At 68.9% G+C, this 20,196-nt stretch carries 19 protein-coding genes; 4 read left to right on the top strand and 15 right to left on the bottom strand.

What is annotated here, in order from left to right; translation table 11 throughout:
- Positions 1–310: 310 nt before the first annotated feature.
- The 5 genes from ACFWYS_RS38525 to ACFWYS_RS38505 all read right to left on the bottom strand — a co-directional run bounded on the left by ACFWYS_RS38525 (position 311) and on the right by ACFWYS_RS38505 (position 2,926).
- Entirely contained in the window at positions 311–853 is a 543-nt protein-coding gene (locus ACFWYS_RS38525) for an NUDIX hydrolase (RefSeq protein ID WP_384779653.1), read from the bottom strand.
- Entirely contained in the window at positions 850–1,236 is a 387-nt protein-coding gene (locus tag ACFWYS_RS38520; protein ID WP_384779650.1) for a hypothetical protein, read from the bottom strand. The genes ACFWYS_RS38525 and ACFWYS_RS38520 overlap by 4 nt, the downstream gene beginning before the upstream one ends.
- A 95-nt stretch (positions 1,237–1,331) precedes the next feature.
- Positions 1,332–2,177 (bottom strand): helix-turn-helix domain-containing protein, encoded by an 846-nt coding sequence (locus ACFWYS_RS38515; RefSeq protein WP_384779646.1) that lies wholly within the window; start codon positions 2,175–2,177, stop codon positions 1,332–1,334.
- A gap of 28 nt (positions 2,178–2,205) precedes the next feature.
- The gene (locus ACFWYS_RS38510; RefSeq protein WP_384779643.1) at positions 2,206–2,715 is read right to left on the bottom strand and encodes a DUF6879 family protein; all 510 of its coding nucleotides are present in this window, start codon (positions 2,713–2,715) and stop codon (positions 2,206–2,208) included.
- The gene (locus tag ACFWYS_RS38505; protein ID WP_384779640.1) at positions 2,696–2,926 is read right to left on the bottom strand and encodes a hypothetical protein; all 231 of its coding nucleotides are present in this window, start codon (positions 2,924–2,926) and stop codon (positions 2,696–2,698) included. The genes ACFWYS_RS38510 and ACFWYS_RS38505 overlap by 20 nt, the downstream gene beginning before the upstream one ends.
- Positions 2,927–3,731: 805 nt before the next feature.
- On the opposite strand from ACFWYS_RS38505, the gene ACFWYS_RS38500 reads away from it, so the two are divergent.
- On the top strand, positions 3,732–4,082 hold the full coding sequence (locus ACFWYS_RS38500) for a hypothetical protein (RefSeq protein ID WP_384779637.1): 351 nt from the start codon (positions 3,732–3,734) through the stop codon (positions 4,080–4,082).
- Positions 4,083–4,234: 152 nt separating this feature from the next.
- On the opposite strand, the gene ACFWYS_RS38495 is transcribed toward ACFWYS_RS38500, so the two are convergent.
- From ACFWYS_RS38495 to ACFWYS_RS38485, 3 genes are all read right to left on the bottom strand, one after another.
- On the bottom strand, positions 4,235–4,699 hold the full coding sequence (locus ACFWYS_RS38495; protein WP_384779634.1) for a hypothetical protein: 465 nt from the start codon (positions 4,697–4,699) through the stop codon (positions 4,235–4,237).
- 187 nt (positions 4,700–4,886) lie between these two features.
- Entirely contained in the window at positions 4,887–5,861 is a 975-nt protein-coding gene (locus ACFWYS_RS38490; RefSeq protein ID WP_384779631.1) for an NAD(P)H-binding protein, read from the bottom strand.
- Between the two features lie 102 nt (positions 5,862–5,963).
- Positions 5,964–6,779 (bottom strand): oxidoreductase, encoded by an 816-nt coding sequence (locus ACFWYS_RS38485; RefSeq protein ID WP_384779843.1) that lies wholly within the window; start codon positions 6,777–6,779, stop codon positions 5,964–5,966.
- Positions 6,780–6,872: 93 nt separating this feature from the next.
- On the opposite strand from ACFWYS_RS38485, the gene ACFWYS_RS38480 reads away from it, so the two are divergent.
- Positions 6,873–7,397, top strand: coding sequence for a TetR/AcrR family transcriptional regulator (locus tag ACFWYS_RS38480; protein ID WP_384779628.1), 525 nt, complete (start codon positions 6,873–6,875; stop codon positions 7,395–7,397).
- A gap of 23 nt (positions 7,398–7,420) precedes the next feature.
- On the opposite strand, the gene ACFWYS_RS38475 is transcribed toward ACFWYS_RS38480, so the two are convergent.
- The 7 genes from ACFWYS_RS38475 to ACFWYS_RS38445 form a co-directional block, all read right to left on the bottom strand.
- Positions 7,421–7,990, bottom strand: a complete 570-nt coding sequence (locus tag ACFWYS_RS38475) for a TetR/AcrR family transcriptional regulator (protein WP_384779625.1) — start codon at positions 7,988–7,990, stop codon at positions 7,421–7,423.
- A 203-nt stretch (positions 7,991–8,193) separates the two neighbouring features.
- Positions 8,194–9,477 carry a DUF3533 domain-containing protein gene (locus ACFWYS_RS38470; protein WP_384779622.1) on the bottom strand — a complete coding sequence of 428 codons (1,284 nt, stop codon included), beginning with the start codon at positions 9,475–9,477 and terminating at the stop codon, positions 8,194–8,196.
- Positions 9,478–9,524: 47 nt separating this feature from the next.
- Positions 9,525–10,598 carry a 4Fe-4S binding protein gene (locus tag ACFWYS_RS38465; RefSeq protein WP_384779619.1) on the bottom strand — a complete coding sequence of 358 codons (1,074 nt, stop codon included), beginning with the start codon at positions 10,596–10,598 and terminating at the stop codon, positions 9,525–9,527.
- 128 nt (positions 10,599–10,726) lie between these two features.
- Positions 10,727–11,296, bottom strand: coding sequence for a TetR/AcrR family transcriptional regulator (locus ACFWYS_RS38460; protein WP_384779616.1), 570 nt, complete (start codon positions 11,294–11,296; stop codon positions 10,727–10,729).
- Positions 11,297–11,368: 72 nt separating this feature from the next.
- The gene (locus ACFWYS_RS38455) at positions 11,369–12,868 is read right to left on the bottom strand and encodes an MFS transporter (protein ID WP_384779613.1); all 1,500 of its coding nucleotides are present in this window, start codon (positions 12,866–12,868) and stop codon (positions 11,369–11,371) included.
- 554 nt (positions 12,869–13,422) lie between these two features.
- Complete coding sequence (locus ACFWYS_RS38450) at positions 13,423–14,076, bottom strand: hypothetical protein (RefSeq protein ID WP_384779610.1); 654 nt, start codon at positions 14,074–14,076, stop codon at positions 13,423–13,425.
- A 111-nt stretch (positions 14,077–14,187) separates the two neighbouring features.
- Positions 14,188–17,931, bottom strand: coding sequence for a hypothetical protein (locus tag ACFWYS_RS38445; protein ID WP_384779607.1), 3,744 nt, complete (start codon positions 17,929–17,931; stop codon positions 14,188–14,190).
- Positions 17,932–18,167: 236 nt separating this feature from the next.
- Between ACFWYS_RS38445 and ACFWYS_RS38440 the strand changes: the two genes are divergently transcribed.
- Together ACFWYS_RS38440 and ACFWYS_RS38435 are read left to right on the top strand one after the other, a co-directional pair.
- Positions 18,168–19,085, top strand: a complete 918-nt coding sequence (locus tag ACFWYS_RS38440) for a ribosome-inactivating family protein (protein WP_384779604.1) — start codon at positions 18,168–18,170, stop codon at positions 19,083–19,085.
- Between the two features lie 268 nt (positions 19,086–19,353).
- Positions 19,354–20,055 carry an SDR family oxidoreductase gene (locus ACFWYS_RS38435; RefSeq protein ID WP_384779601.1) on the top strand — a complete coding sequence of 234 codons (702 nt, stop codon included), beginning with the start codon at positions 19,354–19,356 and terminating at the stop codon, positions 20,053–20,055.
- Positions 20,056–20,196: the final 141 nt, after the last annotated feature.

Here is a 20,196-nt window from a genome sequence, read left to right as displayed (position 1 = left end):
TCGGTATGTGGTCCGGGCTTCTCGCATGACCCAAGGCTCGCGTCCGGCGAAGATCAGTACGCGGTGGGCTGCGGTGTCGGCAGACCTCATGTCCCGGACGCGCTGGTACTCGCCATCGAGGTAGACGAAGTCACCGACACGGACATCGCTCGGCGGCCGGGTGCTTCCCACCGTTCCGACCGGCGAAGGGGGCAGGGAAGGCGGCTTCTTGGTCCTGCGCTCGTACATCAGCGCCTCCAGATGCCGAGCAGGAGGGAGCCGCCGAGTGCGATGAGGCGGGCTACGTAGGCGAGTTGTTGGTTGCGGGGGCTCATGGGGTTCCGATCAGGTGGTGCTCCACGCGGGTGCGGACTGACGGGATGGCTACGTCGGGGAGGGGCACCCAGGCTGCCGCGCCGGTCTCGATCATGGATGGGAACACGGCGCCCGAGTGGGCCCGGAAGAGGTAGCGGATGCCGACCCGGAGGCGGGGCCCGTAGCGGTGCTGGCCCGGCCTGGTCACGTCGACCAGGAAGGGTCCCTCAGTGCCAGGCTGCGTCCATACGTCGCGGATGCCGGCCTCCTCGGCCAGCAGACGCAGGGCTGCCTCGCTGAGGGAGTCGTCCACCTCCTCCGGCTCCGCTTCCGCGAGGGCATAGCCTCCGTCGTGCCGCAGGCACAGGACGCGATTGTACTCGTCGACGACGACCGCGCCCGTTGTCACGAGGGGGCAGCGCTGGTCGTGGGTACAGGATCGGCGCTGTGAGTGGTCGCGGGCCGCGTCGTAGACCGGCATCAGCGCCATCCGGTCGGCGGGGTGCTCGTAGATGTAGTGGGAGAGTTCCCGCACGATCTGGTCGTCCCTGACGCTCACGGGGCATCCAGCCCGTTCCGCTCGGCGTAGATCCACAGCAGGCGCCGCGTCAGCAGGGCGACATTGCGGAGGTAGAGGTAGGTCCCGAAGGTGGGCGTCTCGGGGTTGGGCCTGCTGGTGAGGTCGACCAACTTGGTTCCCTCGCGCAGGAGTTCGCGCACCTCACTGTCGTTGTCGGCGCCCAGGTCCTCGCGTAGGAGGAGATTCAGGTGCCCGGCGATCGCCGGCACCTGCTGGTCCATCGCCGCGCGGGTCGTGGTGTCCATCCGAAGGCCGAGGACGGTATTCGTCCGGGAGGAGATCGCCTCTACGTCGATGGGGGTGCCGTCGCCCCCGATGTCCCCGGCCGCCTCGAATGCCTTGCCCGTACTTGCCACAGTCATCACTGGCCCCTCCGGAGCACGCTTCCAGCCGTGCCCATAACGCTAGGAAGGGAATGGGGTGGGGCTCCATGGGTGTGCCGGAACTTGCCGGGCATTCACCCTAGAGATTCGATGGCAGCCGTGATGATTTCACGCGCTGCGGCACCGTAGACGGCAAGTTCTGCCAGTTCGCTGAACGTCTTGGCATACATGGCAAGTTCGTGTTTCTGGACGACGGTGAGATGAGCCGAAATCAGTTCGACGTTCACCAGCTCGTCGTCGTACAGGAAGAATCCCTCGACCGGCCACAGGCCCGAGCGGTCGGCGTCCTGGGGGATGATGCCGATGCTCACCGACGGCAGCGCCATGACGCTGAGCAGATAGCCGAGTTGGCCTGCCATCACGTCGGTGCCGCCGATCCGGTACCGCAGCACGCTCTCCTCCAGCAGGATCGCGAACCTGTGGTTCCCGTAGACGACCTGCTGCTTCTCCACGCGCACTTTGACGGCCGCCGGAACATCGTCGATGAGCCCTCGGCGGTTGCGAATGGAGGTCAGAAGCGCGGTGATGTACGAGGCCGTTTGCACGGGGCCGGGGATGAGCCAAGGCGAGTAAATACGAAAGCGTTCGGTGCGCTCCCATAGAGGAACTACGGACTCCTGCGCCCACTTGAGACCGTGGCGTTCCATCTTGCGCCACTCGACGTACATGCCTTCAATTCCGCGGGCCGTCGAGATGAGGTCATCTGCTTGGTCTTCCGCGCCGCACGCGGAACACCAAGCGTGAAGGTCGCGCTCCGAGGGCGCGCGTGTGCCGCTCTCGAGGCGCGAAGCCTTCGACTCGTGCCAGCCCAGGCTTTGGGCCAATGCTCGCTTGGTGAGTCCGGCCGCTTTCCGGATCTCGGCCAGACGTTGTCCGAGCGCCTTGCGGGCTTCCTGGACGCTCGATGAGGGCGATGTCATGTCGGCGCGACGGTGTTATTCGGGCTTTTCAGGCCAGCTCGAACGCGGCATGGGGCGTCGCGCGCTGCCACACGGCCTCGAAGGCCGACTCGCAGAGCTTCGCCACCTCAGGGTCCTCCGTGAGCTCGACCTCCATGTTCTCGCCCTCGCCGTCGAAGTGGTTGACGAGGACGAGGTGGGAGTCGAACAGCCAGAAGTCGTTGCCCGGAAGCGCGACGTCGGTCGCGCTGCGCCGCGAGAGCCACCGCACGCTTTCGCCGGCCGCGATGTTCAGCCCGTCCGTGACGTCGTACTCGAAGCGGATGTACTCGCTGACCGGTGTCGAGACGACGCGGGCGCGTCGGACCTCGACGCCGCGCGAGGTCGCCTCCGTGACGATGGCGTGCCACTCCGCCCAGCGCTCGGCGGGGTCGAGGACCACGCCGGCTTTCCAGTCGATGAAGGCCGGGTCCGACTTCATGTAGGCGTCGCGCATCTCCAGATGGACAGCCGTCCTCTGGCAGTCGCGGAACAACTCCTCAAACGTCGGGGTCCTCATCGGCCTTCTTCACCTCCAGGAAGAACTGCACCACGCGCCGGGGGATCTCCACGACCGACTCATGGCCGGGGATATCCATCTGCCCGAGGCGCTCGGCGTCCTCCACCTTCCACCCCTGCACGAGGTAGCTGTCCTTCTCCTCGTCAAGGTAGATGGTGGGCGAGCCGCCACTGGGGCTCTCTGGGTCCTTGCCGAGCTTGCGCAGGGCCATGATGTCCTCCTCGGAAGCCGGTAACGATCTCTGTGCCAGAGCTTGCCCAGTACTGGGGCCTCAAGCCAGGAACTTGCCCAAACTTGCCGCGAATTCGGGTGGCGCAACCCGGGGCGACAAGCCCCGGTGGGAAGTCAGCCAGATGGTCCGCTGGACCCGCCGCGGAGGGGTCGGGAAGCTGAACAGCGACCCGACCCGCCTCAGTGACAGAAAGTGTCGGCCAATTTCCGATCAGTAGCTGTTGTCTTTTCGGTCTTGAGCGGCGGTGATCGAACACAGGTTCCCGTGCGTCGGGCCGCCGAGCGGGACGAGGAGCAGGTTCCGGTGTGGCGGGAGGAGACGAAGGCGCGCGTGGAAAGAAGGTGAGGGAGCAGGACGCGTGGCTGAGTGTTCGAGGGCGAGTCGGGCCAGGCATTGCGGCCGCCCAAGGCCCGAACGTGGTCCCCCTTCGGAGTGTCGCCGCAGGTGAAGGTGTCGGGGAAGGGCTAGGGGAGGGTCTCGGTGGCTGGGATGGTCTGGGCGAAACCGGATCAGCGCAGCCGCCTGATCTACCGGATGCTGGTCCACCATTCCGGCCGCCGGAGCGAGAAGGGCGGCTTTCGGGAAGACGACTTCGCAGCTCGGCTGGGCGCCGCCCACCGGCAAGGCGGGGCCGGAATTCGCCGGCCAGCCGATGGAGCGGCAGGTATCTCCTGCACTCCCGGCTGCCGAGCCCGCAGCACCTGCCATCCAGCCCACGCAGCCGGCCGCACCCGTTGTGCAGCACCGCACGCCCGCGGCTCCCGGCGCAGCCTGGGGAGCCGAGGTGGCGCTTCGCCCTGCAGATTCCCTGACGGCCGCCGGCGGCAACGGGTTCCCGGTGAGGGCCGATGTTCCACGGGCTCACCAGGAACAGGCTGCGCAATCGCATGCAGCGCCCAGCGAAGGAGCACGGTGGGCTCAGGGTCCCGGCCGTCCCAAGGACATTCCTGAGACCGCCGTCGTTCTCAACCAGCGCATCATCGCGCGCGAGAGTCTCGACTCGTCGGTCCCCGCGGCGCTGAAGCTGAAGAAGCGGCTCAAGCGCTTCGCGTTGGACAACGAACTCGACCACCTGCCCATCGGCGACATCGTCTCCGTCGCGCTGGACGAATGGCTCACCACCCGCGGATTTTGACCCGACCGCAAGGCACTGGGCGGCCACCCTCACGCAAGGGGGCGGCCGCCCCGTGCCGACTATTCCAATAACCCAATAGGCGGATAGCTATCCGCCTATCCGGACCGACCAGAGCAGCTCGCGTGCCTGATCACTCCCTCTACGCCCGCCGACTACGTGAAATCGCCGACGCGCTCGACGCCGAGCCCCAGCAGACTGATGACGTTCTCACGCCGCACCCGGACACCCTGGACGTCATCAGAAACCGACACACCAAACGCGGACAGTTCAATCACGCCGTCCCTGAAGTCCTCCAGCTCCAGCGGCGCATCCGCCGCTACCACGCCGATCACGGCATCCAGCACGGCGACATCATCGCCCTCGCCCTCGACACATGGCTCCGCGCCAAGGGCTATCCGCCCGACCGCAATCCGTCTCAGGCGGAAGCACCGTGAACACAGCAACGATCGACTTCGGCTCATAGTCACCCCGAACACCCCGGTCTGCGTCCAGGGCTCGGTTGTCTTCAGGCGCCAGGACAGCTGCGTGATCAGCGGGATTGCGATCTGAAAGACGATCGGCCGCAGCCCTCGCTGATGTGGCCTCAGGAGTGGATTGCCTTCTGCCGACGCGATCACGGGAAGTCCCAGGGGTCGTCCTCGGTCGTTGCTCAAGCGGCAAGCCGCACGACGCCGCTCTCCAGCGCCGCCTGGTCCGTCGCGCCGAAGCTGGCCTGCTACCTTCGCCATCGGCCAGGCAGACGCGAGGCGCATCTCCACTTCGCCGTCGATGAGGGCGTTCCTAGGTTCCGGACTGCTCAGCGGTTCAGGCAGCGGCCAGCTTCTGAATGCGCGGGTGGTTTTCCAGAGCCCACCGCGCGGTCTTCGCCGGGCGTCCGAGCAGAGTCTCCAGTTCGTCGGTCTTGCCGCCGTATCCGCCGCGGCCGATGATCCGGGTCAGGGTCTTCAGATGCTCCGCGATGTGCGGGTAGGCGGACATGTGGGTGTCCACATAGACCTTGTTCCAGGTTTCGATGTCCTCCGGGACGTACGTGACCGGGCGTCCCAGCACGGCCGCGAAGTCCTCCGCGATTGCGTGCATGTCCTTCAGCTCCGGGCCGGTGAGCGCGTAGGACCTGGAGATGTGCGGCTCCGGGTCGGCCAGGATCTTCGCGCACACCTCCGCGACGTCGTAACCGGCGATGGGGGCGAGCCGATGGTCCCCGAAGGGCAGGCGCAGTTCGCCGTCGGCCAGGGAGCCGAGGGCCAGCCAGGTCATGATGGGGTTCTCGACGAAGAAGGCCGCCTGGATGTTGACGGTCGGGATGCCGGACCACTCCAGCACCTGTTCGGCGACCCAGTGGGCCCGCTGCTGCGGTGACCAGTCGGCGACGAGTCCGCCGAGCCGCGCGCGCCGTTCTTCCTCGGGCGCGGTCATGTGGTCGAAGGTCATGAACGACTGCTCGTACTCGGAGATGTTGACGAACACCTCGATGCCGCCCTGGGCCCGCGCCGCCGCGGCCATCAGGCTGACGGCGTCGGTGTAGTACGGCGACAGACTCATGCTGAAGTAGATGCGCCGCACGCCCTTCAACGCGGCGGTCACGTCGGCGATGGTGAGTAGGTCGCCGACGAATACCTCTGCTCCGGCCTGGCGGAGCGAGTGGGCGCGTTCGTCGTCCCGTCGCACGAACGCGCGCACGGGATGCCCTTGTTCGAGCAGCATGTCGACCATCGTGCGGCTCACACCACCGATTTCTCCGGCGGCGCCGGTGATCAGGATGGGATTGCGCTTTGACATCAGGGTTTCCTCATCTGGTTGGGGTGGGGCGGTTGTTCGAAGGGTCGGGGCGGTGGGCGGCCAACGTTGTGCCGGGCGGTCGTCTCCTCGGGAGCACGCGCGTCAGCCGGCCAGCCGGTTGATCTTGCGGATCTGCTTGTCGAAGGCTCGGGCGGGAACGAGGCGGCGCAGAGTGCTCACGCGCGCGGCCAAGGCGCCGGCGGTGTAGCGCAGCTTCGGCCTGGCGTCGGTTGCCGCCGTGACGATCGCCTTGGCGACGACGGCGGGTGCGTCGCCGTCCCTGACGGCCTCCGCCAGTACGCGGTCGACGGTCTGCCGCTGCTTCGCGTAGGCGTGCAGCGGTGTGTCGGGCTTCGCGCTGTTGGCCTCGAATCCGGTCCTGGTGTAGGCGGGTTCGATGATGAGCGCACGGATTCCGTGGTCACGGATCTCGTGGTCCAGGGACTCGGTGTAGCCCTCGATCGCGTGCTTGGAGGCGGCGTAGGCAGCCATGTACGGCTGGGGCATGAATCCGAGGACGGACGAGATGTTGATGATGCGTCCGCGTTTCCGAGCGCGCATGTGCGGCAGGACCTCGTTCACCATGCGCATGACCCCGAAGACGTTGGTGTCGAAGACGGCCTGGGCCTGCTCGACGGAGGTCTCCTCCGCCGCGCCCGTCGAGCCGACGCCGGCGTTGTTGACCAGGACGTCGATCCGCCCGAACCGCTCACTCACCTCCTGGACCGCCGTGGCGGCCGAGGCGTCGTCAGCCACGTCGAGGTCGACGAAGGTCACACCGTCGAGCGGGGACACACGCGCGGTGTCGCGGCTTGTGCCGACCACGTTGAAACCCGCTGCGACCAGCGCGAGCGCGGTTTCCTTCCCGATGCCGGATGACGCACCCGTCACGAGTGCCACCGGCCGATCTGTTGTCATCATGGCCTCCCTGCCCATTGAAAAACCGATCGGTTTCATTCACAGTAAACTGATCGGTTTCCGCATGCAAGTTCAAACAGGGAGAATGACGGCATGGGCAGGGTCAGTGCGCAGGAGAGGCGCGAGAGCGTCATCCGCGCGGCGATCGCCGAGTTCGCGATCGCCGGCTACCACGGCACCAGCACTGCGGCGATCGCCAGGCGGGTCGGCGTCACACAGCCGTATCTCTTCCGGCTTTTCCCGGACAAGAAGGCGATCTTCGTCGCCGCTTTGACGCGCAGCGCGGAAGACACTCGCCTGGCTTTCGAGAGGGCGGCCGACGGGGTGGAGGACGGCGAGCGGGCCCTCCAGGCCATGACGGACGCTTACGTGCGGCTGATCTCGACGCGCCCCGAAACGCTCATGATGCAGATGCAGGGATACGCCACCGTGGCGGCCGCCGAGGCGCAGGGCGACGACCTCATCGGCGAGGTCGTCCGGGCGGGCTGGATGAGGATCTGGGAGACCGTGCACCTGCCGCTGGGCGCCGATGCCGAGGAGACCGCAAGGTTCTTCGCCTGCGGCATGCTCGGCAACGCCCTTGCGGCCATGGGGATTCTCCCGAATGCCGGGCGATAGGGATGCGCCGGAAGGGCGATGCGTCAGTGCATGCCCGCCGCGTCGAGCAGGGTGGTCACCGTGGGCGCGACGAGGCCCGGCAGTTTCTCCGCTCCGATGCCGGCGCGGGCGCTGGCACCGTCGAAGACGAGGCTGAGCTGCCGTGCCAGCAGGCCGGGGTCACTCGCTCCGCCCTGTTCGGCCTCGGCGCCGAAGAAGGCGGTCAGGTTCTCCTTGACCCCATGGGCGACCTGGCTCGCGGGGTGACTCTGGTCCTTGAGCTCGATCTGCGCGGCCAGGAAGGGGCAGCCGTAGAACCCGGGCTCACGGGACTGCGATTCCACCTGTTCGAAGACGTGCAGGATCCGCTCCCGGGGGGAACGGCCGTCGTCCGCCGAGGGCAGGAGTGCCGCCACATAGGAGGAGGTGCGCCGCTCCAGGCTCGCCGCGAGCAGTTCGTCCTTGCTGTGGAACAGCTGGTACATGGAGCGCTTCGACACTCCCGCCGCCTTGCACAGCGCCTCGACGCCGATGTTGACACCCTCTCGGTAGGTGAGCGTGGCCGCCGCCTCCAGCAGCCGCTCCCTGGGGCTGAGTTTCACTTCAGTGGTCATACCGTGAGGTTAACCCAAAGAGAAGTAAATGAAAACCGATCGGTTTCCGCGGTGGCGTCCGCGCCGAAACTCGGCGACGGCCTCCGGGGGGAGAGGCCGTCGCCGAGCAAAGTGGTGTGCGCGCGTCGTCCCCGGCGGGGAGGCACACACCGGGGCCACTCCGGGTGATGGCCCCGTCCTGGGGGTGTTGAGGGTGGCTTTCGCTATGCCGGGGCTGCGGTCTTCTCGGACGTCGTCTCCACCGGGATGCGGTGCAGCCCCTTGCGGTCGTACCACCCCAGCACGCCGAAGCCGAACAGCGCGGCCGCCACGAGAGCGGCCGCCATCATGACCCACCCCCGCGTCAGCCCCGCGTCGCCCTGGGCGTCGTAGTAGAGGATCGAGCGGATGCCACCGGTGATCTGCCGCAGCGGCTCGAACTCCGCGAGGAAGCGGTAGAAGCCGGGCAGCGCCTCGATGGGGGTGGTGGCTCCGGCGGTCGGCACCGCCATACCGATGAAGACCAGCGTGACCACCAGCATGCCCGGCGTGCCGAAGACCGCGAGGACGGTGAGCGCGCCGATCCCGGCGACCGCGACGGCGCACACCGAATACAGCCACAGCAGCGGCAGATGGGCGGCGTCCATGCCCATGAGGCCGACCGCGCCCGCCATGACCAGGGTGCCCATCAGCAGGGACAGTCCGGCCATGAGGGTGCTGCTGATGGCCAGGGTCTGTACCCGCGTGGCCCGGATCAGCGGGCGGTGTCGGCGTAGGGGGCCCATGTCGTTGTGGGTGTAGCCGAGGGCGTGGTCGACCTGGCCGCTGATGACGTTGGCGGAGAGCATGCTGACGACCACGAGGGTGAGCGCGTAGTAGAACGCCGTCAGGCCCAAGCCGCTGTGCGAGTCGAGGGGGTGGCCGTCCTTGACAGTGACGGCGGCCGGGTCGGCGAGCAGGACGCGTGCCGCGGCGGGCAGCTTCGGCTGCGCGGTTCCGATCCGGGCGGTCAGCTCCTTGCCCACTTGCAGCGAGGCGTTCTCGGCCGCCGCCGTCGTCGCCGTCCGGGCCAGGCCGGAGCCGATGCTGCCGGCCGACTGGTTGGTCAGCACTGTCAGCGTCGGGCGGGCCGGGGTCCCGGTGGTGGTGCCGGTCAGCGCGGTGACGGAGGAGGTGAAGCCGGCGGGGACAACGAGCGCGCCGAAAAGCTTGCCCTTGCCGAGCTGCTCCTTCAGCTCCTTCTCGTCCATCACCTTCCAGTCGATCCTGTCGCCGCCCGCAGTGGACTTCCTGATCGACTCGGTGATCTGAGCGCCCAGGTTGACCTGGCCCGCTCCTTCATCCGCGTTCACCAGGCCGACGGGCAGCTTCTTCATGTGGCCGGCCGGATCGATGTTGGCGCCGACGTAGAACACGGCGAACAGCAGCGCGAGTACACCTGTGATGACGCCGTTGGCTATCCACAGCGGTCTGGCGCGCAGGACGCGGAAGGGGTGAATGCCACTCATGACATACGTGCCTCTCGCTCGGTGGGCGCGGAACGCTTCGGCGGGGGCTACCAGCCGCCGGTGACTTCCTTGACGGGCTTGTGGGGGAAGCGGCGTTGGGCGTACTCCTGCGCGTGGGAGCCCGGCAGGACGTACAGGGTCTCCTTCTTGTCCTGGAGCGGGCGCAGCACGGTGTCCATGAACGACTTGCGGTCCTCCAGGTACGGACCGAGGACGTCCTCGCCGGCGGGGCAGACGGCGAGGCAGTAGCCGGACTTGTAGCCGGGGGGAGAGGAAAGGCTCTGCCACAGGGAGGCGTTCTCGGAGTCGCTGACCCGGGAGCGGTAGTCGGCGGCGTCCTCGCTGTCGGCCACGGTCTGCGCCCAGTCGGTGAACCCGCTCATGAACTCGCGGTAGTTGTGCGTCGTGCAGGCCAGACCGTCGAAGGCGCCGTCCTTGGCGATGGCGCCGACCGGGCAGGCGGCGACGCACAACTTGCAGTCGATGCACGGGTTGTAGTCCAACGGTTGGCCGTACGCGCTCACCTCGGCGTCCACCAGGACGGTGACCAGCAGGACGAAGCTGCCGAACTTCGGGTGGATGACATTGCGGTGCAGGCCCATCACGCCGAGCCCGGCGGCCACGGCGACCGTCTTGTGCGCCACCACCCAGATCCGCTCGCTGGGGAAGTGGTCCATCTCCTGGGGGAAGCCGACCGACGGGTTGAGGGCGCGGTATCCGGCGTCCTGGAGTGCCCGGGTGACGCTGCGGGCGGCGTGGTTGGCCTGCTCGTCGGCCTGGTGGAACTCCTGGTTGGCCACACTGCGGGCCGGGGAACGGCAGTTGTCGCGGTTCATCCGGACCGCCATCGCGATCAGGGAGCGGGTGCCGGGCAGCGCGGACTGTGCATACGGGCGCTCACCGGCCAGGTCGGGGTGGTCCAGGCTGACCGCGGCGGCGTCGTCCGCCCCGGCCGCCAGGCACAGCTCGCGCAGCCATTGCGCGTCGATCACCGCCGGCGGGCGCTCCTCGTCACCGGCTGCGCGCCGGGCCAGTACGGCCTGTACCGACGGGTGGGCCGCCAGCTTCGCCGGAAGCCGGGGGTGAGTGGGTCGCTCGTCGGCGTCGCGCGCGGCAGTCATCCGTGCTCCTGGGGATGCGGGTACGAGGCTCGCCGTCACAGGCGAGAAAACCGATCAGTTTCACCACCGTAAACTGATCGGTTTTCCCGCGCAAGCCCAAGCGGCGAACGTCCGGATCCTTCGGGGTGTCAGCGCACGTCCGCCGCGTCGAGCAGGGTGGCCGCCGTGGGGACGACGAGCCCGCCCCGCGTGTCGGCTCTGATGCCCGCGCGGGCACTGGCGCCATCGAAGACCAGGATCAGCTGCCGGGCCAGCAGCTCCGGGTCGCTCGCCCCACCCCGTTCAGCCTCGGTGCGGAAGAAGGCCGTCAGGTCCGCCTTGACCCGGCGGGCCACCTGGCTCGCGGGGTGGCTCGGGTCCTTGAGCTCGATCTGTGCGACGAGGTACCGGCAGCCCTGGAAGTCGGGTGCGCCCGCCTGTGCCTCCGCCTGTTCGAAGACGTGCAGGATCCGCTCACGCGGCGGGCGCTTGTCGTCCGCCGCGGGAAGGAGTGCCGTCACATAGGCGGAGGAGCGCTCCTCCAGGCTCGCCGTCAGCAGGGCGCCCTTGCTCTCGAACAACTGGTACATCGAGCGCTTGGACACCCCCGCCGCCTTGCACAGCGCGTCGACGCCGATGTTGACGCCGTCTCGGTAGGTGAGCGTGGCCGCTGCCTCCAGCAGGCGCTCTCGGGAGCTTGGCATTGCTTCGGTGGTCATAGGGCGAGGTTAACTCCGTTCCGACTCGCTGGAAACCGATCGGTCTATGTGGGTGTGCCGGTGGATCCGGACTCAGTGGGCGATCACGGGCTCGCCCTCCGACGGCGCCAGAGCCTTGTTCGGCATCAGGAACGCCGCCAGCACCGCACCGACCACGAAGATCCCGGCACCCCACGCCAGGGTGGCCGTGTAGCTCTCGACCCCGGCCTGCGCCGCCGTCAGCGCGCTGGGCTTGTGCGAGGACAGGTAGTCGGTCGCGGCCGACGAGGCGACGGTGGTCAGCAGTGCCGTACTGATCGAACCGCCCACCTGCTGGCTGGTGTTGATCAGCGCCGAGGCGACACCCGCGTCCTCGTGGTGCACGCCCGCGGTCGCACCCTGGAACGAGGTGGTCATCACCGCGCCGATACCGAGGCCCAGCAGGATCATGCCGGGCATGATGTGGGCGACGTAGGTGCTGTCCAGCGTGAGCCGGGTCAGCAGGGCCATGCCGGACGCGGAGACCAGGAAGCCGGCGGTGACCACGACCTTCGGGCCGACCCTGGGCAGCACCAGCGAAGGCACCGTGACGGAGGAGGCGACGATGCCGCCGACCATCGGCAGGAAGGACAGACCGGCCTCGATCGGCGAGTAGCCGATGCTGGCCTCCAGGTAGTAGGTCAGGAACAGGAAGATCGAGAACATCCCCATCCCCAGCACGAACACGGCCAGGAACGAACCGCCCCGGGTCCGGTCCAGCACGACACGCAGTGGCAGCAGCGGATGCGCGACCCTGAGCTCCAGCCAGACGAACACCGCGAGCAGCACCACGCCACTGATCATGGAGCCGAGGGCGACCGGGTCGGTCCAGCTGGTGGATTCCACGTGCGCGAGGCCGTAGACGATGCCGAACAGCGCGGCGCTCACCACGACGGTGCCGGGAATATCGATCTTGGGGCGCTCGGTGTGCGCGGGCTTGGCCAGCAACAGCAGCGCGCCGACCAGCGCGACGCCCGCGAAGACGACGTTCACGTACATCACCCAGCGCCACGACGCCCACTCGGTGAGCATGCCGCCGAGCAGCAGCCCGACCGCGGCACCCGCACCGGACAACGCACTGAAGATGCCGAAGGCCTTCGGCCGCTCGGCCGGGTCGGTGAAGGTCACACTCAGCAGGGAGAGCGCCGCGGGCGCGAGCAGCGCGGCGAACAGGCCCTGGGCCACGCGGGCCGCGACGAGGATCTCGAAGCTGCCGGCCGCGCCGCCCACGACGGACGCTGCCGCGAAACCGAACAGGCCGGTCACGAACGTCGTACGTCGGCCGAACAGGTCACCGAGGCGGCCACCGAGCAGCAGCAGGCTGCCGAACGCCAGGGCGTACCCCGTGATGACCCACTGCCGGCTGCCGTCACTGAAGCCGAGGTCGTGCTGCGCTTCGGGCAGCGCGATGTTCACGACCGTCGCATCGAGCGTGACCATCAGTTGCGCCACGCCCAGCACGACGAGCACCCACCAGCGCACGGCATGTGAGCCGCGGCGGCCCGAGTCGGTCTTCCCGGAGGCGGGCGCTCCGCGGTCGAAGGTGGTACTCACTTTTCCCCTTAGTCGCTGGTCATGGGCCCGACCATGGGTCGGAAACCGATCTGTTTCCACATAGGAAAACAGATCGGTTTCCAAGTTGCAAGCGGACGGGTGACCCCTGACCTGTGAGCAACCCGACGACACCGACACAAACGTCGAGCGCCAGCACCTCGGGCCCTCCCTACCTACCGGTCACAGCTCACCGGGCAGAGCGGGGCCGGAACACCAGGAAGGGCACCTCATGGACAGCACGATGCAGGAGGCGGAGCTGCTGGTCAGCGGCATCTTCCGGCACGGGGCCGCCGTGCACGCGGGCGGAGCGCCGGGCCTTCGTCAAGAGCATCCCGAGAACGAGCGTCGGCAAGCTCGTGGCAGGTCACAACCAACGACAACACGATGTCGCCGGTGAGTGGAACACACACGGCGGGTCGCATCCGCTACGAAACCCTTCCCGCCCGCCCCTGAGCCGTGGTCCGCCTCGCTGTGACCGACCTGAGGGCCCGCCGCCGCCTCACCGGCGCGCCCAGGAGGAAACAACGGGAGGCGGCGACCTCTCGGAACCGCGTTCAGCACTTCCAGGTGGCCCAGTACCACTTCCCCTTCATCTGGCCGTCCGAGAGCCTCACCGGGGTGGTGGTCTGGACGCCCGTGGAGCCCTGGCCCGGGTAGTACCAGTAGTAATGGCCGTGCTTGCGCTTGCCGTAGTGGGCCTCGATCCAGCCCTGGGAGTGCCGCCAGTACGGCGCGAACCACCAGCCGCCCGCCTCGTGGGGACCGACATGGCTCTCGAGCGACTGGGTGGCGCTGACGGTAGTGCCCACCTGCCAGGTCTCGGTCTGCGTCGAGCTGGCGGACATGCCCGCCTCGATCTCCTTCGCGAGGCCGGCGGAGACCTCCACCGACGTCGACTGCTCGAAGGAGTACGACGTGGTGCGGTCGGTCCGCCATGTGAGGGTCTGGTCGACGGTCTGGCTGCCCGAGCAGTTGTAGATGGGGTTTCCCACTTCCCGGCGCTTGCCCAGCGCGGTCCACGCGTTGACCTCGTGGTACCAGCACCTGGCCTTGCCGTGGTTGCAGTCCCAGACCACGTCCGGCCTGTCGTCACCCCAGCCGGGGCTGGTGTTGGCACTGGCCGATCCGGCAGAGAAAGGGATCAGGAGGACGGCGAGGGCGGAGGCGAGGACGGCCAGTTTTCTGCGGCCGGTCTTCTTCAGGCGCATGGAGGCTTTCTCCCATCGGGTCGGTCGAAGCAGAGACAGGCCGATCCTCGGAGCCCGGGAGTTGACCCACCACCCGTTTCATCAGGGCTGTCAATCCTCCGGCAGGGAAAATCAACCCCCGCACACCCTCCGGTACGGGGCGTCCGGCAGGTACGTCCGCCACTGCGCCCGCGTCAGCCCGGTGCCGCCCGCCCGCGCGCACACCTGTGCCACGACCTGCTCGGGATCGACCTGGTAGCGCTGGAGCGGGACATGCGCGCTGCCCGCGTACAGGGTCGTGCCGTCCGGGCCGAAGGCGAGCGAGTCGAGACGTTCGCCCGCCGTGGTCAGCAGTCCGCCCAGGGGCTGCCGGGCGACCACGTCCCACAGCTGGAGGCTGCCCGCGTCGCCGCCGACGGCGAGGATGCGGCCGTCCGGGCTCAGGGCCAGCGCGGTGACCGCCTCGGGGGTGGTGCCGTGCACGGCGGGGAAGACGTTGCGCAGCACGCCGGCCCGGTGCCGCACCTCCCCGTCCCACAGCGCGACCCGGCCGGTCTGGTCGCCCACCGCCAGCAGGGAACCGTCGGTGTCGAAGGCGAAGGCGCCGATCTCGTCGCCCTGGACGAGATTGCGTCCGGTGACGGAACCGCCCGGCAGGCGCGCGAGACCCTTGTCACCGACCAGGAGCCGACCGTCGGGGCGGACGGCCAGGTCGCCGCCGGCCAGACCGGGCAGGATCGAGACCCGGCGGCGGCGCCCGGTGTCCCACACCTCGTTGCGCAGCGCGCCGACGGCGGGCGTGCGGACGGCGTACAGGTTGTGGCCGCCGGAGTCCAGGGCCAGGCCGATGACGGCTCCGGCGGAGTCGCCGGTCGCCAGGTCCAGGGTGGTACGCACGCGCTGGTGGGACACGTCCCAGAGCGTGATCATCTGGGGAGCGGCCTCGTAGCCGGCGGCGTAGACGCCGTAGGCGAGTGTGCCGCTGTCCGGGGCGAACGCCATCAGAGGCGTGGTGTCGCCCGGGTCGACCGGACGCGCGGGATCACGGGAGACGAGAAGAGGAGAGGACGGCAGCGTCCGTACGACGTGGCCGTCGCGGGTGTCGCGGAGCTGGAAGCGGTAGCCGTCGCCGATGCGTTGAGCGGTGGCCAGGGTACGGCCGTCGGGGCTGAGCCGCGCATCGTCGAGGGGATGTCCGAGCCAGGCGGGAGTGACGGCCCGGGTGAGGTCGAGTGAGTGGACGGCACCGCCCTCGATGTAACGCAGGGTCGGGTGACCGGGATCCCAGTACAGGCCCCGGTACAGGTGCTGCCCGTCGAGGGCGTGGCGGAACACAGGGGCGTCAGGGGAGGACAGCCGCCACACCGTGATCTCCGTACTGTCGGCCGTCGCCAGGAAGTCCCCTTCCTCGCTGAAGGAGGCGTAGTCCACGCCCGGCTGGGTGAGCTCGGCCACTTGGTGACCCGACCGGATGTCCCAGACGCGGACGCCGTTCGCGGTGAAAGCGGCCAGCCGACCGGAGCCCAGTACCGGCGAGGCCACGTCGTCTCCACAGACGTCCGTGGCATTCGTCCAGTCTCCGGACAGGGCGCGAGGGCGGGCGGTGTCCCATACCCGTGGTGCGGCCGAGGCCGAGGGGCAGACCACCATCAGCGGACCGCCTGGTCCCTGGTCCGCAGCCACGTCGACGCCGACCGACCGCGTGGCGAACAGCTGGCGTCCGTCCCGGACGGAACGCAGCAGCACACGGTCGTCGCCGTCCACGGAGGTCACCAGATAGGCGCCACCGGTGAAGTCGACGATGGAGTAGGGCTTCTCCGGATGGGCCGGGTCGCCGGTCCATGCTCCGGCGGCCGTGTCCCACAGCCGTACGCCGTCGCTTGCGGAGAGCGCCAGCACACGTGCGTCCTCACTCACCGCGACCGTCGTCTGTCCGGCGGGGAGCCGTCCCGAGGCGATGCGGTGGCGGGTGGCCACGTTCCAGGTGCGCCAGGAGCGGCCCTCGACGCTGAGCAGCGTCCGGCCGGAGTCGGCGAGGAAGCGATCGGAGTCGTCACCGGGTTCGGGGTCGGTGAAGGCGTCCGTCTCCGGCTGGGCGAGGGCGCCGAGCAGGGCGCGGTGGGTCTCGGGAAGTGCGGCCGTCCGCCAGGCGGCCACGCCGAGCAGCAGCGCGGCACGCGGGTCGGTGGTGCGCAGTGCGTCGGCGACGTCGGCGATGTGGCGGGCCGCGTTCTGGGTGCGCTGGGTCCGGTTGGCGTCGTGCTCGCGCCAGACGGCGAAGCCCGTCAGCAGGGCCACCGTCAGGACGGCGGACAGTGAAACGGTGAGGATGCGGTGCCTGCGGCTGGTGCGGACGGCTGCCCGGAGTTCCGATGCGCGGGCCTCGATAGCACAGGCGAGGAACTTCCGCTCCGACCCGGTCAGCGCCTGGTCGTGCTCGTGGTCGGGGAAGAGCTCCTCGGCGCGGGTCAGCCGGGTGCCCCGGTACAGGGCGCCGGGGTCGCGGTCGTGCTCCTGCCAGGTGCGGGCGGCGTCGGCGAGCATGCGGTGGTGGCGCAGCCGTTCGCGGTCCTGCTCGATCCAGTCGTGCAGCCGGGGCCAGCAGGTGATGAGCGCCTCGTGGGCGAGTTGGACGCCGTCCTCGTCGGCGGTGAGCAGCCGGGCACGGGTCAGCCGCTCCACCACGACCGTCGCGTCCGGGGTCGCCCACTCCTCCAGTTCGGCGCGGGTGAGGGGGCGCCGGGTGTCCGGGGTGCCCTGGCCGGGCTCGACCATCCGCAGCATCAGGTGCCGGGCGGTGCGGGCCTGCTCCGGCGACAGACCCCCGTACACCTTCTCGGCGGTCGCGGAGATGGCGCCGCGCACCCCGCCGACGGCCTCGTAGGCGGCGAGCGTGAGCGTCCGTCCCCTGCGGCGGCGCCAGGTCTCCAGCAGGGCGTGCGAGAGCATCGGCAGTGCGCCGGGTTCGCCCTGGACCTCGTCGATCAGGCGGGCGGTCAGTGTCCGTTCGACGAGACAGCCGACCGCCTGGGCCGGGCCGACCACCGCCTGCCGCAACTCGTCGGCCGCCATCGGTCCGAGCAGCAGCGCGGCACCTCGCAGGGCGTCCGCCAGGTCCCGGTGCTCTGCGCAGCGGGCGTAGAAGTCGGCACGTACGGCGACCAGCACCCGCAGTCTGTTGCCCGGCTCGCGGGCGGCGAGCAGCAGATCGATGAAGCGGGAGCGCTCGTGCGGGTCGCGGCAGAGAGTGAAGACCTCTTCGAACTGGTCCACGACGACCCAGCTCTCCGGCTCGTCCTCGGCCGGGGTGAAGAGGTGGCCGTAGGTCGTGGCGGGTGTGGGCCCGGGGGTCATGATCCGCAGCTTCACGGGGTGGTCGCGCTCCGCGCTCATCTCCTGCAGCCGCGGGATCAGGCCCGCCCGCAGCAGGGACGACTTCCCGCTCCCCGAGGGGCCGAACAGCACCGCGAACCGGTGCCGGCACAACAGGTCCCTGACCTCGGTCACCACCTGGTCCCGCCCGAAGAACAGATGGCGGTCGGACGGCTCGAACCGGGTGAGGCCGCGATACGGCGACGGAGCGTCTTCGGGAAGGTCGGCGGGCGCCTGGTCCAGCTCCGCCTCGGCCTTCTTCCACCGGCGTTCCCACTCCCCGAGGTCGCCCGCACAGGCGCGCGCGTACCCGAGGACGACGGCGAGCGAGGGCAGCCGCTTGCCCCTGGCGGCTTCGGACAACGTTGCCGACGAGAACCCCGCCGTCTTCTCCATCGTCCGGTACGAGGGACTGCCCGCGCCCCTGCGCAGCTCACGCAACGCGCAGGCGAGCCGCTGCACGGGACCGGCCGCCGGATCCAGGGGTCTCTCGGGACGCCCCATGCGCTCGTACCTCCATACACCTGGCGAAAGGAGACATCAGGAGCGATGACCATACGAGTGACCCGGCGACGTCCGAATTGCCCTCAGGTGACGGCCGGGTGAATCCGATCGATCCGTCGGCCCTCACGGGGTTGACTTGCGCGACGAAAGGGAGGTGCCAGCCAACTTTCCGGTGGCGAATCTCAGTGAGGCAAGGCCGGAGCCCGGCACATCGACCACCTGGAGAGAACAGCGCCATGTCACGCTTCCCAGCCATCCGCAACCTGTCCACCACGGCCGTCGCGTCGGCCGCGCTCGTCGCCGTCACCGTCGCCGGCGTGAGCGGGCTCACGTCAGGCAACCACCCGTCCCCCCTGGGATCGCAGGTCCAGCTGGTCGGCGAGCACGTTCCGACCGACGGTATGAGCTACGACATGAACGTCGGCGTCCACAAGGACTTCGCCAAGCGCTACGACGCCATCATCAACGACATCCGTGGGCGACTCAGGGGCACCCACCTCTACGGCAACATCATCCTGACCAGGCCTGTGAACGACTACTTCCCCGTCACCCTGGCCATGGGCGGCAGCCAGGTCACCCTGGTGATCAACGCGAGGGACCTGTACGTCGTCGGGTGGCGCAATGACGCCACAAACACCTACTGGCGGCTGAACGCGGGACCCAGCGCCTACGGCGGTGCCCACCCCCGGAGCATCGACTGGGTCAACTACAACGACATGGAGAGGGCCGCCGGTGTCAGCCGGGACAGCCTGGGCATCTCCATGGGCGCCATCCAGGGCGCGATCAGCGACCTCGGCAGCCACAACAGCACGACAGCCGGCCGGAACGAGGCGCGGTCCCTGCTGATCCTCACCCAGGCCATCGCCGAAGGCGCCCGCTTCGACTTCATCTCCTACCGCCTCGGCCAGGCGATCAGGGGCGGCTACCGGTGGTTCCCGGGAACGTCGTCGAGGATCAGCAGCAACGGGTCGAGCGGCAGCGGCATCGACGTGACGGGCATCGACTTCGAGAACAACTGGGACGGCCTCTCCAGGGCCGCCCAGAACGCGACCCGGAACGGCACCCACCCGAACTACCCCATCGGCGACGGCCACCTCTGGACACTGGCGGCCATCGACGCCCAGTTGGCAGTGGCTCACCACCTCTCCCTGTGACACGGCGATCCCCCTACCGCGCCGCGGCCGGCGGGGTGGGCGTCCGACAACCATCCCGGAGGCGGCGGAGACGAGCCTCGCCCCCGCTCCGGATCATCGAGCGCGGCCTCCGGCCTCACCCACCTCCTCGACTCCGGGGATCCAGGCACGGAACGACACCCTGAAGCCGGTGCCGCACGACTGACTCCCTCGATGAGCTTGCGCCCGGAAACCGATCGGTTTACTGTACTGGAAACCGATCGGTTTCCGATTCTGCGTGGAGGCAGTCATGACCGCTTTGAAGGACGCGAACGTCTTCGTCACCGGTGGCAGCCGGGGCATCGGCAAGGCACTGGTGGAGGAGCTGTACACACGCGGCGCCGTCAAGGTCTACGCCACCGCCCGCGACCCGCGCACCGTCACCCACCCCGACGCCGTCCCGGTGGCACTGGAGGTCACCGACCCCGCCTCCGTGGCGGCGGCCGCCGCGCAGGCGCAGGATGTGACCGTGCTGATCAACAACGCGGGTGCCTCGGTCGGCGCCTCCTTCCTCGACTCCGCCGTCGAGGACGTACGCCGCGAGTTCGAGACCAACTTCTACGGCCCGCTCCTGCTCACCCGCGCCTTCGTGCCGATCATCGAACGCAACGGCGGCGGCCACCTCCTCAACGTCCACTCCGTGCTGTCGTGGCTGGCCCTCGGCGGCTCCTACAGCGCCTCCAAGGCCGCCCTGTGGTCACAGTCCAACTCCCTGCGCCTGGAACTGCAGCCGCGCGGCATCACCGTCACCGGACTGCACGTCGCCTACGTCGACACCGATCTCACCGCAGGCGTCGAGGCCCCCAAGTCCGACCCTCGCACCGTCGCCGCACTCGCCCTCGACGGCATCGAAACGGGCGCCTACGAGGTGCTCGCCGACGACATCACCCGCCAGGTCAAGGCGGGCCTGGCCGGCGATCTGACCGGCCTGTACGAACAGCTGACCAAGTAGCACACAGACACAGACACAGACGAGGACGGAGAGAGCACGATGACCAGTCAGGTTTCACGTCCCACGGTTCACGTCCCGGGGGCCACCAGCCACACGATCGCGCCCCGCGCGGGCGGTGAGGGCGAGCTGCGCTACCTCAAG

It is taken from the genome of Streptomyces sp. NPDC059010, from assembly GCF_042740355.1.
GTDB lineage: Bacteria > Actinomycetota > Actinomycetes > Streptomycetales > Streptomycetaceae > Streptomyces.
The sequence above is the reverse complement of the archived record's forward strand: the minus strand, read 5'-3'. Positions and strand labels throughout refer to the sequence as shown.